The 13280-nt window shown below is 72.5% G+C and carries 11 protein-coding genes; 7 read left to right on the top strand and 4 right to left on the bottom strand.

The genetic code is table 11. The features are described 5' to 3' along the window. Positions 1 to 3 precede the first annotated feature (3 nt). Complete coding sequence (locus tag IG86_RS0108830; protein WP_045936384.1) at positions 4 to 525, bottom strand: MarR family winged helix-turn-helix transcriptional regulator; 522 nt, start codon at positions 523 to 525, stop codon at positions 4 to 6. A gap of 241 nt (positions 526 to 766) precedes the next feature. Between IG86_RS0108830 and ilvA the strand changes: the two genes are divergently transcribed. From ilvA to IG86_RS0108815, 3 genes are all read left to right on the top strand, one after another. After that, the gene (gene ilvA / locus IG86_RS0108825; protein ID WP_030896106.1) at positions 767 to 1999 is read left to right on the top strand and encodes a threonine ammonia-lyase; all 1233 of its coding nucleotides are present in this window, start codon (positions 767 to 769) and stop codon (positions 1997 to 1999) included. Positions 2000 to 2165: 166 nt separating this feature from the next. After that, a complete protein-coding gene (locus tag IG86_RS0108820; protein ID WP_030823012.1) occupies positions 2166 to 3215 on the top strand; it encodes a daunorubicin resistance protein DrrA family ABC transporter ATP-binding protein in 1050 nt (349 codons plus the stop codon). Beyond that, positions 3212 to 4069 (top strand): ABC transporter permease, encoded by an 858-nt coding sequence (locus IG86_RS0108815; RefSeq protein ID WP_030823015.1) that lies wholly within the window; start codon positions 3212 to 3214, stop codon positions 4067 to 4069. Before IG86_RS0108820 ends, IG86_RS0108815 begins: the two co-directional genes overlap by 4 nt. Positions 4070 to 4218: 149 nt before the next feature. On the opposite strand, the gene greA is transcribed toward IG86_RS0108815, so the two are convergent. Both greA and IG86_RS0108805 read right to left on the bottom strand, forming a co-directional pair. Further along, positions 4219 to 4716, bottom strand: a complete 498-nt coding sequence (greA, locus tag IG86_RS0108810) for a transcription elongation factor GreA (protein ID WP_030823019.1) — start codon at positions 4714 to 4716, stop codon at positions 4219 to 4221. A gap of 164 nt (positions 4717 to 4880) precedes the next feature. Then, a complete protein-coding gene (locus IG86_RS0108805) occupies positions 4881 to 5294 on the bottom strand; it encodes a DUF4307 domain-containing protein (protein WP_030823022.1) in 414 nt (137 codons plus the stop codon). Between the two features lie 115 nt (positions 5295 to 5409). Here IG86_RS0108805 and mca point away from each other — a divergent pair, with 115 nt between their 5' ends. Further along, positions 5410 to 6291, top strand: a complete 882-nt coding sequence (gene mca / locus IG86_RS0108800) for a mycothiol conjugate amidase Mca (protein WP_037942174.1) — start codon at positions 5410 to 5412, stop codon at positions 6289 to 6291. A 2-nt stretch (positions 6292 to 6293) separates the two neighbouring features. Next, positions 6294 to 6521, top strand: coding sequence for a hypothetical protein (locus IG86_RS0108795; protein WP_030823028.1), 228 nt, complete (start codon positions 6294 to 6296; stop codon positions 6519 to 6521). A 224-nt stretch (positions 6522 to 6745) separates the two neighbouring features. On the opposite strand, the gene IG86_RS0108790 is transcribed toward IG86_RS0108795, so the two are convergent. Further along, the gene (locus IG86_RS0108790) at positions 6746 to 10018 is read right to left on the bottom strand and encodes a tetratricopeptide repeat protein (RefSeq protein WP_078848125.1); all 3273 of its coding nucleotides are present in this window, start codon (positions 10016 to 10018) and stop codon (positions 6746 to 6748) included. Between the two features lie 152 nt (positions 10019 to 10170). On the opposite strand from IG86_RS0108790, the gene IG86_RS39785 reads away from it, so the two are divergent. Together IG86_RS39785 and IG86_RS0108780 are read left to right on the top strand one after the other, a co-directional pair. Next, the gene (locus tag IG86_RS39785; RefSeq protein ID WP_051785053.1) at positions 10171 to 10932 is read left to right on the top strand and encodes a DUF4344 domain-containing metallopeptidase; all 762 of its coding nucleotides are present in this window, start codon (positions 10171 to 10173) and stop codon (positions 10930 to 10932) included. Positions 10933 to 11001: 69 nt separating this feature from the next. After that, positions 11002 to 13080, top strand: a complete 2079-nt coding sequence (locus tag IG86_RS0108780) for a thioredoxin domain-containing protein (RefSeq protein WP_030823037.1) — start codon at positions 11002 to 11004, stop codon at positions 13078 to 13080. The last annotated feature ends 200 nt before the right edge of the window (positions 13081 to 13280 follow it).

The following is a 13280-nucleotide window of genomic DNA, read 5'->3' as shown; positions in this document are numbered from 1 at the left end:
CGCTCAGGAGGCGGGCCCGGCTTCGGCCACGGCCGCCATCAGCTCCGACAGCGACAGGTTGAAGCGCGTCAGCAGTCCGGTGAAGGACTCGCGCTCGTGCTCGCTCCAGCCCTCCGTCACCCGGGCCATGAGCTCGCGCCGCGAGGAGCGCACCTCCTCCAGCCGCGCCAGCCCCCGCGGGGACAGCGCGAGGACCACGGCCCGCCCGTCCTCGGGGTGCGAGGTCCGCTTGACCAGACCGCCGTCGACCAGGGGCGCGACCTGCCGGGTCACCGTGGAGGAGTCGATCCCCATGCCTCCGGCGAGCGCCTTGACGCCCATCGGGCCTTCCAGGTCGAGCCGGTTGAGCAGCAGGTAGGCGGCGCGGTCCATCGAGTTGCGGGCCTGGCCCACACCGCCCAGACGGGTCTGCTCGGCGCGGCGGGCGAAAACCGCCACCTGGTGCTGGAGCGCGTCGAGGAGACCGGCTCCGGCAGGCGCATCGGCCGGCACGGGCAGATCGGAATTGGCCGGGGAGGAAGGCATGGCCGTGGGCTCTCTTCGCGTGGGTCCGACAAGGATGGGGGACAGAGTACGCGGCCCTGCGGCGGCTCGTACGCCTCGTACGAGAACTGGTACGGCCCGCACGGGCGGGCGTCCCACGGCCGTCCCGGATGGCGAGATTTCGCCCCTCACCGCCGTGCCTCCCCTACTCGCCCGTAGCCCCCTCCTGGCGCCCCCGTGGACGCTCCGGGCCCGGTCGCGCCCGGGCTGCGAGACTGACGGCATGAACTACCGTGTGCCCCAGCCCGTCCCGCAGGTCATCCTCGACGACGTACGGGGGGCTCAGAAGATGCTCTCCGGCGTCTCCCGGGTCACGCCGATGGAAGGCAGCAGGCACCTCTCGGCACTCACCGGCTCGCCGGTCCACTTCAAGTGCGAGAACCTCCAGCGCACCGGATCCTTCAAGCTGCGCGGAGCCTACGTGCGCATCGCGGGCCTGCGCCCCGAGCAGCGCGCCGCCGGCGTCGTGGCCGCCAGCGCCGGCAACCACGCCCAGGGCGTGGCGCTGGCCTCCTCGCTCCTCGGGGTCCGCTCCACCGTGTTCATGCCGGTCGGCGCCCCGCTGCCGAAGGTCGCCGCGACCCAGGAGTACGGGGCCGACGTGCGCCTGCACGGGCAGGTCGTCGACGAGACCTTCCTGGCCGCCCAGGAGTACGCGGACCGCACCGGCGCGGTGTTCATCCACCCCTTCGACCACCGCGACATCATCGCGGGCCAGGGCACGGTCGGCCTGGAGATCCTGGAGCAGTGCCCGGAGGTGCGCACCATCCTCGTCGGCGTCGGCGGCGGCGGTCTCGCCGCCGGTGTCGCCGTCGCGGTGAAGGCGCTGCGGCCCGACGTCCGGGTCGTCGGGGTGCAGGCGGCGGGCGCGGCCGCGTACCCGCCCTCCCTCAAGGCCGGCCACCCGGTGTCGATCGACGACCCGAACACCATGGCCGACGGCATCAAGGTCGGGCGGCCCGGCGACGTCCCGTTCCGGATCATCGGCGAACTCCTCGACGACGTGCGCACCGTCTCCGAGGACGCCCTCTCCAGCGCCCTGCTGCTGTGCCTGGAACGGGCGAAACTCGTCGTGGAGCCCGCCGGGTGCAGTACGGTGGCGGCCCTGCTGAGCGAGCCCGAGCTGTACGGTTCGGGCCCGGTGGTGGCCGTGCTGTCCGGCGGGAACGTCGACCCGCTCCTGCTCCAGCGGATCCTGCGGCACGGCATGGCGGCGGCGGGCCGGTACCTGTCGCTGCGGCTGCGCGTGGCCGACCGGCCCGGGGCGCTGGCCGGGCTCCTGGGGGTGTTGTCAGTGGTGGATGCGAACGTGTTGGACGTGAGCCACGTACGGACCGACCCGATGCTCGGGCTCACGGAGGTGGAGGTGGAGCTGCACCTGGAGACCAAGGGGCCGGAGCACTGCGCGGAGGTCGCGCGGACGCTGCACGGCGCCGGATACAAGGTGATGGGCTAGCGGTTGTGATGGGCCGGCGGTCGTCCGACCCTGATCCGCCGGACACCCCCTACGCCGTCCGCCACTCGATCGGCCGAGCGGGACCCGCCCGCCGCCCATAGGATTTGCGCATCAATGCCCTGAATAGCTTGACCCCACTGGCCCGATTCACATGGGGAGAATCCATATGCCAGGCGCTATTTACGCCGAGGGTCTGGTCAAGACCTTCGGCGACGTACGGGCTCTGGACGGCGTCGACCTCGACGTTCCGGAAGGCACCGTCCTGGGCCTGCTCGGCCCGAACGGAGCGGGCAAGACCACGACCGTACGCGTTCTGACCACCCTCCTGCGCCCCGACAGCGGCAAGGCCGTCGTCGCCGGCATCGACGTCCTGCGGCACCCCAACGAGGTCCGGCGCGCCATCGGCCTCTCGGGCCAGTTCGCGGCCGTCGACGAGTACCTGACCGGCCGCGAGAACCTCCAGATGGTCGGCCAGCTCTACCAGATGCGGGCCAAGGCGGCCAGGACGCGGGCCGTCGAGCTCCTCGACCGCTTCAACCTCGCCGACGCCGCCGACCGCCCCGCCAAGACGTACTCCGGCGGCATGCGACGGCGCCTCGACCTCGCGGCCGCGCTCGTCGTCAGCCCGCCCGTCATGTTCATGGACGAGCCCACCACCGGACTCGACCCCCGCAACCGCCAGCAGCTGTGGGGCATCATCAAGGAACTGGTCGCCGGCGGCACCACCCTGCTGCTGACCACCCAGTACCTGGAGGAGGCCGACCACCTCGCGGACGACATCTGCGTGGTCGACCACGGCAAGGTCATCGCCCGTGGCACCTCCGACCAGCTCAAGGCCCGAACCGGCGGCGAGCGCGTCGAGGTCGTCGTCCACGAACGCGGCCACATCGCCACCGCCCGGGAGGTGCTCACCGGCTTCGGCAAGGGCGAGACCACGGTCGAGGAGCACACCCGCAAGCTGACCGTGCCGGTGGCCGGCGGCGCCAAGCTGCTCGCCGAGGTCATCCGCGAACTGGACGGCCGCGGCATCGAGATCGACGACATCGGCCTGCGCCGCCCCACCCTCGACGACGTGTTCATCTCCCTGACCGGCCACGCGGCGGAACGGGCGGCGGAGGAGGAGAACGGCGGCGGCGGTGACGGCGGAGGCGGTGACGGCGGAGCCGGCGCCGAGGCCAAGGGCCGCAGGGCGGCCCGGAAGGAGGCGGCGAAGTGACCCTCACTTCCCGGACCCCGGACCTGGCGGCACCGCGCCCGCGCGGCGGCCTGGCCCAGGGCGTCAGCGACTCCCTGGTCATCGCCAAGCGGAACCTGATCCGGATGTCACGGATCCCCGAGATGATCATCTTCGGTGTGATCCAGCCGGTCATGTTCGTCGTGCTCTTCAGCTACGTCTTCGGCGGCTCGATCAGCGTCGGCGGCAGCACCTCGCCCGCCGCCTACCGCGAATTCCTGATGGCCGGCATCTTCGCCCAGACCGTCACCTTCGCCACCGCGGGCGCCGGCGCGGGCATCGCCGACGACATGCACAAGGGCCTGATCGACCGCTTCCGCTCCCTGCCCATGGCCCGCGGAGCGGTCCTCACCGGCCGCACCCTCGCCGACCTCGTCCAGACCTCGCTCACCCTCGTCGTCCTGGCCGTCGTGGCCCTGCTCGTCGGCTGGCGCACCCACACGAGCCCCGGCGAGGTGCTCGCCGGCTTCGGCCTGCTGCTCCTGCTCGGCTACGCCTTCTCCTGGATCGGCGCCCTCATCGGACTGTCGGTGCGCACACCCGAGGCGGCCACCTCCGGCGGGCTGATCTGGCTCTTCCCGCTGACCTTCATCTCGAACGCCTTCGTCCCCTCCGAGAACATGCCGCCGTTCCTGCAGACCATCGCGGAGTGGAACCCCTTCAGCGCCACCGTCCAGGCGTGCCGCGAGCTCTTCGGGAACCTGCCGCCCGGCTACCCGGTCCCGGACGCCTGGCCCATGCAGCACCCGGTCGCGGCGTCCGTCCTCTGGTCGGTGCTGATCATCGTGGTCTTCCGGACCCTCTCGGTCCGCAAGTACCGCTCGGCGACCGCGTAGGGCCGCCCGCAGCGCCCGTACTGCCCGCATCGCCCGCAGCGCCCGTACACGCGTGATGCCCGGCCGCAGAACCGGCCGGGCATCACGCGCGAACTGAGGGTGATCGAAGCGATCGGGTCGATCGGGTCGATCGAGATGATCGGGGGTGATCAGCCGGTGAAGGGCTTGACGTCCAGGATCTTGACCGAGGCCTTCTTGCCGTTCGGCAGCTCGTACTCCGCGTCCTCGCCGATCGACTTGCCCATGACGCCGGTGCCCAGCGGGGACTGCGGGGAGTAGGTCTCGAAGTCGCCGGAGGCGTACTCGCGCGACGCCAGCAGGAACTCCATCGTGTCGTCCTCGTCGCCGTCGAAGGCGATCTTCACGAGGGTGCCCGGAGCCACCACGCCGTCGGACGCGGGCGCGGTCCCGACCTTGGCGTTCTCCAGGAGCTGCGTGAGCTGGCGCACCCGGAGCTCCTGCTTGCCCTGCTCCTCCTTGGCCGCGTGGTACCCACCGTTCTCGCGCAGGTCGCCCTCCTCGCGGGCGGCTGCGATCTTCGCGGCGATCTCCGTGCGGGCGGGACCAGAGAGATAGTCCAGCTCCGCCTTCAGCTGGTCGTACGCCGCCTGGGTCAGCCAGGTGACGCTCTCGCTCGTCTGGGTCACGGGTGCTCCTCGTCGGTACAGGGGACTACTCGGCCGCCAGCGGCGGACGAAACCACGAGCCTAACAATTCGGGAAGAAAAGGGGGAGGACCCCAGAGGGCCATTGCCCCGCGGGCCGCGCTCCGAAGCGCCGCCGCAGCGGCGCGGCCGAGCGGGCGGAACGCCTCAGCCGGCGGAGGCCGCGGGCTGGCAGCCGACCAGCTCGATCATGGTGGCGCGGCCGGTGGTCTTCAGCGAGACGACCTCGTCGACCCGCGACTCGGACTGGGCGAAGGTGAAGTCGCCGCGGCCCACCTCGGCGTGCTGCTCGTCCTGCGAGACCATGGTGCACACGCCGGTGACCGACGCGTCCTTGCGGACCTCCAGGTGCACCTTCACCTCGGTGTCCGAAATCACCTGGAACTTGATCACTTCGGCGCTCACGCTGCGCCCGGCGACGTAGTCCCAGCCGATCCAGCCGATCACGCCCAGCAGCACGGCACCCAGCGCCGCGCCGATGATCTTGAGCTTCCGGTCCGTACGCTCGTCCGCCGACCGGCCGTACCGGCCCTCGGGCAGTCCCTCGCGCACCGCGCTCATGATCTTTTCCTCTCGCTGGGGCGGGTGGGTCACCGGGTCACCCCTGGAATTTTCCGTCCCCCAGTTCGGTCACTATAGAAGCCGAGTGTCGCGCCGAATCGCAGAGGATCCTGTTTTGACCGAGCAGCTTCGACTGATGGCCGTCCACGCCCACCCCGACGACGAGTCGAGCAAGGGCGCGGCCACGATGGCCAAGTACGTGTCCGAGGGGGTCCCCGTGATGGTCGTCACCTGCACGGGCGGCGAGCGGGGCTCCGTACTGAACCCCAAGCTCCAGGGCGACAAGTACATCGAGGACAACATCCACGAGGTCCGCGCCAAGGAGATGGAGGAAGCCCGCCAGATCCTCGGCGTCGAGCAGGAATGGCTCGGCTACGTCGACTCGGGCCTCCCCGAGGGCGACCCGCTGCCCCCGCTCCCCGACGGCTGCTTCGCCCTCGCGGACGTCGACGAGGCCGCCGGCGAGCTGGTCAAGAAGATCCGGGCGTTCAAGCCGCAGGTCGTCACCACGTACGACGAGAACGGCGGCTACCCGCACCCCGACCACATCATGACCCACAAGATCTCGATGGTGGCCTTCGACGGCGCGGCCGACACCGAGAAGTACCCCGAGGCCGAGTACGGCCCGGCCCACCAGCCGCAGAAGCTCTACTACAACCAGGGCTTCAACAAGCCGCGCACCATCGCCCTGCACGAGGCGATGCTCGCCCGCGGCCTGGAATCCCCCTACGGCGAGTGGCTGGAGCGGTGGAAGGAGTTCGAGCGCAAGGAGCGGACCCTGACCACCCACGTCCCCTGCGCGGACTACTTCGAGATCCGGGACAAGGCGCTCATCGCGCACGCCACGCAGATCGACCCGGACGGCGGCTGGTTCCGCGTCCCCATGGAGGTCCAGAAGGAGGTCTGGCCCACCGAGGAGTACGAGCTCGCGAAGTCGCTCGTCGACACCTCCCTCCCCGAGTCCGACCTCTTCGCGGGCATCCGGGAGAATGCCTAGCCATGAGCGCTACGCAGGCAGCACTGACCCAGCTCCTTCCCCTGGCGGGTGACACCTTCGACAAGAACAAGGTGACCCCCGGAATCCTGGGCTTCATCGTGTTCGCGGCCCTCGCAGTCGGCGTGTGGGCCCTGATGAAGTCCATGAACCGGCACATGGGCCGCGTGGACTTCGAAGAAGCCCCGGACCCGGCCGCCCCCACCACCTCCACCCCGAAGCCGACCAGCTAGGCCGTGCCCGCGAAGTCCCGCCTGCCCGGCGCCCGCCCTCCGGGCGGCCGGCGCTGCTTCGCGGACACTCCCTGGGGCGTTTCCCGACGGTGTCGCCGGCCGGCCGGCCCGCGCGGCCCCGCCCGGCTGTCCCGCCCGCGCGGCCGTCCCGTACGGGCGCGGGCGACGGCGCCGGCGGGTGGTGTCGGGCGGGGACGCCGCCGCCCCGGCCGGGCGGCGGCGGGTCACACCCGCGGCACGCCCATCACCTCACGCGAGTGCAGGTTCGGGACCAGGCCCAGGCGCCACGCCTGCCAGCCCTCCGCCGGATCCACACCCCGGCCCAGGATCACCCCGTACGTCTCCAGGCAGTCCTCCAGCCGCCCGTCACGCGCCGGATGCGGCGCCTCCACGAGCCGCGCCAGCTCCGCCCGCGCCTCCTCCGGCACCCCCGGCCCCGCCAGCCCCACGTACGGCAGCAGCGTGCACCGCAAGAAGCGCGCCCAGTCCTCCCCACGCCGGTCCCCGTACGAGATGAACAACCGGACCGCCTCCTCGCACAGCCCGAGCGCCTGCGACAGCCGCCCGTTGCCCGCGTCGACCACCGCCAGCTCCAGACACGTCCACGCCTCACCGTGCGCCAGCCCGATCCGCTGGAAATCCGCCCGCGCATCCACCAGCAGCTGCCGGGCGAAACCCGAGTTCTTCAGGTTCCCCGTCTGCGCCGCCCGCTGGTCCCGCGTCACCCGCCCCGAATGGTGCCGCGCGTGCGCCAGCCCGTACACGTCCCGCATCCGCGAGAACATCGTCCGCGCCCGCTCCAGCTCCCGCACCGCCCGGTCCCGCTCGCCGCCCACCTCCAGCGCCTGCCCCAGGTAGTACTGCGTCCACGCCTCACCGCGCGCGTCCTCCGCCTCCCGGTGCCGGGACAGCGCCTCCCGCAACCGCTCCACCGCCGGCCCCGGATCCCCGTCCACCACCCGCGCGCGGCCCAGCTGCGTCAGCGCCCACGCCTCACCACGGTCGTCCCGGGTCCGCCCGTACAGCTGCAGCGCCAGGTCCAGCTCCTTCTCCGCCTGCTCCACCTCACCGAACCGCAGGTGCACCTGCCCCAGCTGGAAGTGCGCCCACGCCTCACCGTGCACGCTCTCGCTCTCCCGGTGCAGCTCAAGCGAGGTCTCCAGCAGCCGCGTCGCCTCCGCCAGGTGCGCCAGGTCCCGCTCCACCGCCGCCAGCGCGTGCAGCCCCCACGCCCGGTCACCCGCCAGCTCCGCCGGCTCCTGCAGCACCAGCGCCTCCCGGATCCGCACCGCGGCCTCCGGCAGATTCCCCTGGTGGTGCAGCGTGATCCCGAGCGAGACCAGCGCCATCGCCGCCCCCGCCTCCTGACGAGCCTCCATGTACTGGTCCACCACCGACGTCAGCGTCGTACGCGCCTTGTCCAGCTCACCCAGCTGCCGCGCCGCGATACCCGTACGCCACTGCACCGACCGCACCAGCCGCCCCTGCTGCCCCGCCTGGTCCTGCCGGCCCGCCGCCACCGCCTGCGTCAGCTCGTCGATCTCACCCAGCCGGTACAGGTCACCGCGCAGCAGACAGAAGTCGCACAACGCCCCCAGCAGGTCCAGCACCGCCTGCTGGTCCACCCCCTCCGAATGCCTCAGCGCCGCCGTGATGAAGCTCGACTCGTCGTCCAGCCACCGCAGCGCCGCGTCCAGCGAAACGAAGCCGTGCCCCCCGAACTGGTTCGCCCGCGTCGACATCTTCCCGTCGACCATCCGGATCACCGAGTCAGCGAGCTGCGCGTAGTCACGGATCAACCGCTCGTGCGCCGCCACGGCCTGCGCCCGGTCCTCGTCCGCCGCCAGCCGGGCCGCCGCGTACGCCCGCACCGCGTCATGCATCCGGAACCGCTGGCCCCGCACCCGCTCGATCAGACCGGCCTCCCACAACTCCTCCAGCGTGCGCAGCGCCGCCTGCTCCGGTACGTCGGCCAGCGCGGCCGCCGCCGCACCGCCCAGCGAAGCCCGCCCCGCCAGCGGCAACCGCCGCAGCAGCAGCCGGGCGGGCTCGGCCAGCCGGGCATGCGCGGCCCGCAGGGCGGCCTCCACCGGATGCACCCCGTCCCCACCGCCCCCTCCGCCGACGGCGGCCACGGCGCTGTCGCGCACCAGCGGAGCCAGCATCCGCAACGCGAGCGGCAGCCCACCGCCCATCTCCACCACCGAAGCCACGTCGGCTTCGGCTCTCCCACCGGCCGCCGCCTCCGGCGCCACCGCCCGCACCAGCTCCGCCGCCTCGTCCCCGCCGAGCCGCCCCACCGGCAGCTGATGGACCCACGCCGCCACGTCCCCGGGCAACTCCAGCGGCTCCCGAGCCGTCACCAGCACCAGGCTCTCCGAACGCTCCGGCACCAGCATCCGCACCTGCGCCGCATCCACCGCGTCGTCGAGGAGCACCGTCACCGGCAACCCCCGCAGATGCTGGTGGTACAGCTCACCCAGCCGCCGCACCTGCTGCTCCGCTGACGCCCCCTCCCGGAACAACAACTGCTCGCGCGGCGCACCCAACCGGTTCATCAGGTGCAACAGCGCCTCCCGCGTCGACAGCGGAGCCTCGCCGGGCTCACCACTGGGCGAACCACCCCGCATGTCCACCACGCACGCACCCCGGAACTGGTCCCGCAACGCGTGCGCCGCCCGCAGCGCCAGCGCCGTCCGCCCCACCCCCGGCTCCCCGTGCAACACCACGACCACAGGACGGGTCTCCGTACTCGCCCGGGCCGCCTGCACCCACTGCGCGATCCGCGTCAACTCCGACCGGCGGCCCGCGAAACGGTCCGCCACGTCCGGCAACTGCCCGAAGGAATGCTCCAGCGCACTGCGCCGCCTCGCCTCCGCACTGCGGTCCACCCCGCGCAACGCCCCGGCCGTCCGCACCGGCGACACCGCCACCGGCCGGGGCGCCCGCGCCGCCGCCGCCACCGCACGCTGCTGCTCCAGGAACGGACGTATCCCGCGCACCTCCAGCGCCGACAACCACTGCAACCTCAGCTGCTCCGCCCCACCGGGCCGGCCCAGCTCCCCCGCCCGCCGGTTCGCGGCCGGCACGTGCAGGGCCGTCACCCTCGCCACCGTCGCCACCGCACCGGCGATCCCCACGACCGCACCCGCCGTCAGCGCCGTACCCGCCGCGACACCCAGCGACAGGTCCGCCCCGACAGCAGCCGCCGCCGCGACCGCCGTCACCAGCACCGCCGTCGACGTATCGCCCCGCCGGAACGCCTCACCCAGCGACTGGTCCCCGGCCGCCGCCTCGTCCAGCGCCCGCACGTACGCCTCGTACTCGGACGCCGCACTCGCGGCGAGCGCGTCCAGGGCCTCCCTGCCGCGCGCCAGCAGCGCCGCCCCGTCCACCGCCCCGCCCGCGGTGTCCGCCGTGCCCGCCCCCCGCCGGACCGCCTCGTCCACAGCCCGCTCCAACAGACGCTCGGCCTCACCACGATGGCTGTCCCGCATCGGCATCCCCCTCAGAGAGCTCCGGCAACGTGCCACAAGTGTCCTGCGGGACACCCCCGTTCGCGAGGGAATCTGAGCTAGTTCAGAGGGAAGCGGTCACTCGTTCATACAGTCGGATCGAAAAACACCAACTCCCCTGAGGCCAGAGCCCCATGACATTACGAGCGATCCACGCCACGGCCGCCCTGTGCGCCGCACTGCTCCTGACCGCACCCCTCACCTCCTGCCAACACCCGGCACCGGCACAGGGATTCACCCTCCGCCGCGAGGAACCAGCCCCCGCAGACCGCGAGATCGCCACTCTCCTGGACCGCCACCGCATCACGCAGACCGTCACCGCCGACCTCAACACCTACCTCGACCTCCCTCACCGGATCGAGGTCGCCACCCGCTCCTGCGCGGGCGAGGGCAGCGGCTACGACCCCGGCACCCGCCGCATCGAACTCTGCTACGACGACCTCACCGAGGACCGCGAGCTGTTCGAGCGGGCCGGCGACACCCCGGCGGACGACCCCGTCGCCGCCGTGGCCCGCGAAACCCTCTACCACGAGGCGGGCCACGCCCTCATCGACACGCTCGGCCTCCCCGCACCCGACGACCGCGCCGAAGAGGACGCCGCCGACCGCTTCGCCCAGCTGATGCTGCTGCGCGACGGCCGCCCCGAGGGCGAACGGACCCTCCTGGCCGCAGCCCGCGCCTACGACCTGGCCGCCGCCGCCCACCCCGAACCGGACCCCGAAGACGAACACGCCCCCGACCCCGCCCGTGCGGAATCCCACCGCTGCGCCACCTACGGCGCCGCCCCCGCCCGCCACCCCACCCTGGCCACCCCGCCCCGCACCCCCTGCCCCCACACCTGGACCACGACCCGCGCCGCCTGGCTCCAGGACCTGGCCCCCGTCCTCAGGACGTAACCCGACGCAGCCGGCGGCCTGATGGCCAGGTCATGAGCCCTACGCGGGGTGGTGCGGCAGGATGGGGCCATGCCGAATCGCCTTGCGAACGAGACCTCGCCGTACCTGCTCCAGCACGCCGACAACCCCGTCGACTGGTGGCCGTGGTCGCCCGAGGCCTTCGCCGAGGCGCGGGAGCGGGGCGTGCCCGTCCATCTGAGCGTCGGCTATTCAAGCTGCCACTGGTGCCATGTGTTCGAAGCTGAAAGCTTCAAGGATGAACTGACGGCCGGGTATCTCAACGAACACTTCGTCAACATCAAGGTGGACCGCGAGGAGCGGCCCGACGTCGACGCCGTCTACATGGAGGCCGTGCAGGCCGCCACCGGGCAGGGTGGGTGGCCCATGACGGTGTTCCTCACCGCCGACGCCGAGCCGTTCTACTTCGGGACCTACTTCCCGCCCGAACCGCGGCACGGGATGCCCTCCTTCATGCAGGTCCTCGAAGGCGTGCGGGCCGCCTGGGTGGGGCGGCCCGAGGAGGTCGCCGAGGTCGCGCAGAAGATCACGCGCGACCTGGCCGGGCGGCAGCTGGACTACGGGAAGGCCGGGACGCCGGGCCCCGAGGAGCTCGCGCAGGCGCTGCTCGGGCTGACGCGCGAGTACGACGCCACGCGCGGCGGCTTCGGCGGGGCGCCGAAGTTCCCGCCGTCGATGGTGCTGGAGTTCCTGCTGCGCCACCACGCCCGCACCGGGTCCGAGGGCGCGCTGCAGATGGCCGCCGACACCTGTGAGGCGATGGCGCGCGGCGGGATCTACGACCAGCTCGCCGGCGGGTTCGCGCGGTACTCCGTGGACCGGGAGTGGGTGGTGCCGCACTTCGAGAAGATGCTCTACGACAACGCCCTGCTCTGCCGGGTCTACGCACACCTGTGGCGGGCCACCGGCTCCGAGCTGGCGCGGCGGGTCGCGCTCGAGACCGCCGACTTCATGGTGCGGGAGCTGCGGACCGGTCAGGGCGGCTTCGCCTCCGCCCTCGACGCCGACAGTGAGGATCCGGCGAGCGGCGAGCACGTGGAGGGCGCGTACTACGCCTGGACGCCCGCTCAGCTGCGGGAGGTGCTCGGGGAGGACGACGGGGCACTCGCCGCCGGGTATTTCGGGGTGACGGAGGAGGGGACCTTCGAGCACGGCAAGTCCGTGCTCCAGCTTCCGCAGGACGGGCCGGCGGTGGAGGCCGAGCGGATCGCCGGGATCAAGGCGCGGCTGCTGGCCGCGCGGGCTGAGCGGCCCGCGCCCGGGCGGGACGACAAGGTCGTCGCCGCCTGGAACGGTCTGGCCATCGCCGCGCTGGCCGAGTGCGGGGCGTACTTCGAGCGGCCCGACCTGGTGGAGCGGGCGACGGAGGCCGCCGATCTGCTGGTGCGGGTGCACTTCGACGCGGCCGCCGGCCGGGCCCCTCGTCTCGCGCGGACCAGCAAGGACGGCCAGGTGGGTGCCAACGCCGGGGTGCTGGAGGACTACGGCGACGTCGCGGAGGGTTTCCTGGCCCTGGCGGCGGTGACCGGTGAGGGGGTCTGGCTGGAGTTCGCCGGCTTCCTCGTGGACCTGGTCCTGGACCGTTTCACCGCCGAGGACGGGTCGCTGTACGACACGGCGCACGACGCGGAGCAGCTGATCCGCAGGCCGCAGGATCCGACCGACACGGCGGCGCCGTCGGGGTGGACGGCCGCGGCGGGTGCGTTGTTGTCGTACGCCGCGCACACGGGGTCCGAGGCGCACCGTACGGCGGCGGAGCGGGCGCTCGGGGTGGTGCACGCGCTCGGTCCGCGCGTGCCGCGGTTCATCGGGCACGGGCTGGCGGTGGCCGAGGCGTTGTCGGACGGGCCGCGTGAGGTGGCGGTCGTCGGGCATCCGGACGATCCGGCGCGGGCGGCGCTGCACCGGGCGGCGTTGCTGGGGACGGCCCCTGGTGCGGTGGTGGCGGTCGGGCTGCCGCAGTCCGCGCAGGGCGGCGAGGGGGGCGGCGAGGGGGAGTTCCCCCTTCTGGCCGAGCGCACGCTCGTGCGCGACCTTCCGGCGGCGTATGTGTGTCGACATTTCGTCTGCGCGCGGCCTACGACGGACCCGGTCGAGCTGGCGGAGCAGTTGGGTGCGGTTCGTCCCTGAAGGGCCGGTAGTGCCGTCAATTCCGTTTGTGTGCATGTCGATTCAGAAACACGTACTTCATCGACACTGAGGCTGGATGTCATGTTCACTGCCTAGCCTCAGGTCTTCGGGAGTCACCGGGACGGCGCACCGGGGGGTGTGTCCGTCCGGGGGCGGGGAGCAGGGGCGCGGGGTACGGGGAAGCGGGGCGGCGGCGGGCC

The organism is Streptomyces virginiae, from assembly GCF_000720455.1.
GTDB classification, from domain to species: domain Bacteria; phylum Actinomycetota; class Actinomycetes; order Streptomycetales; family Streptomycetaceae; genus Streptomyces; species Streptomyces virginiae.
The sequence above is the reverse complement of the archived record's forward strand: the minus strand, read 5'-3'. Positions and strand labels throughout refer to the sequence as shown.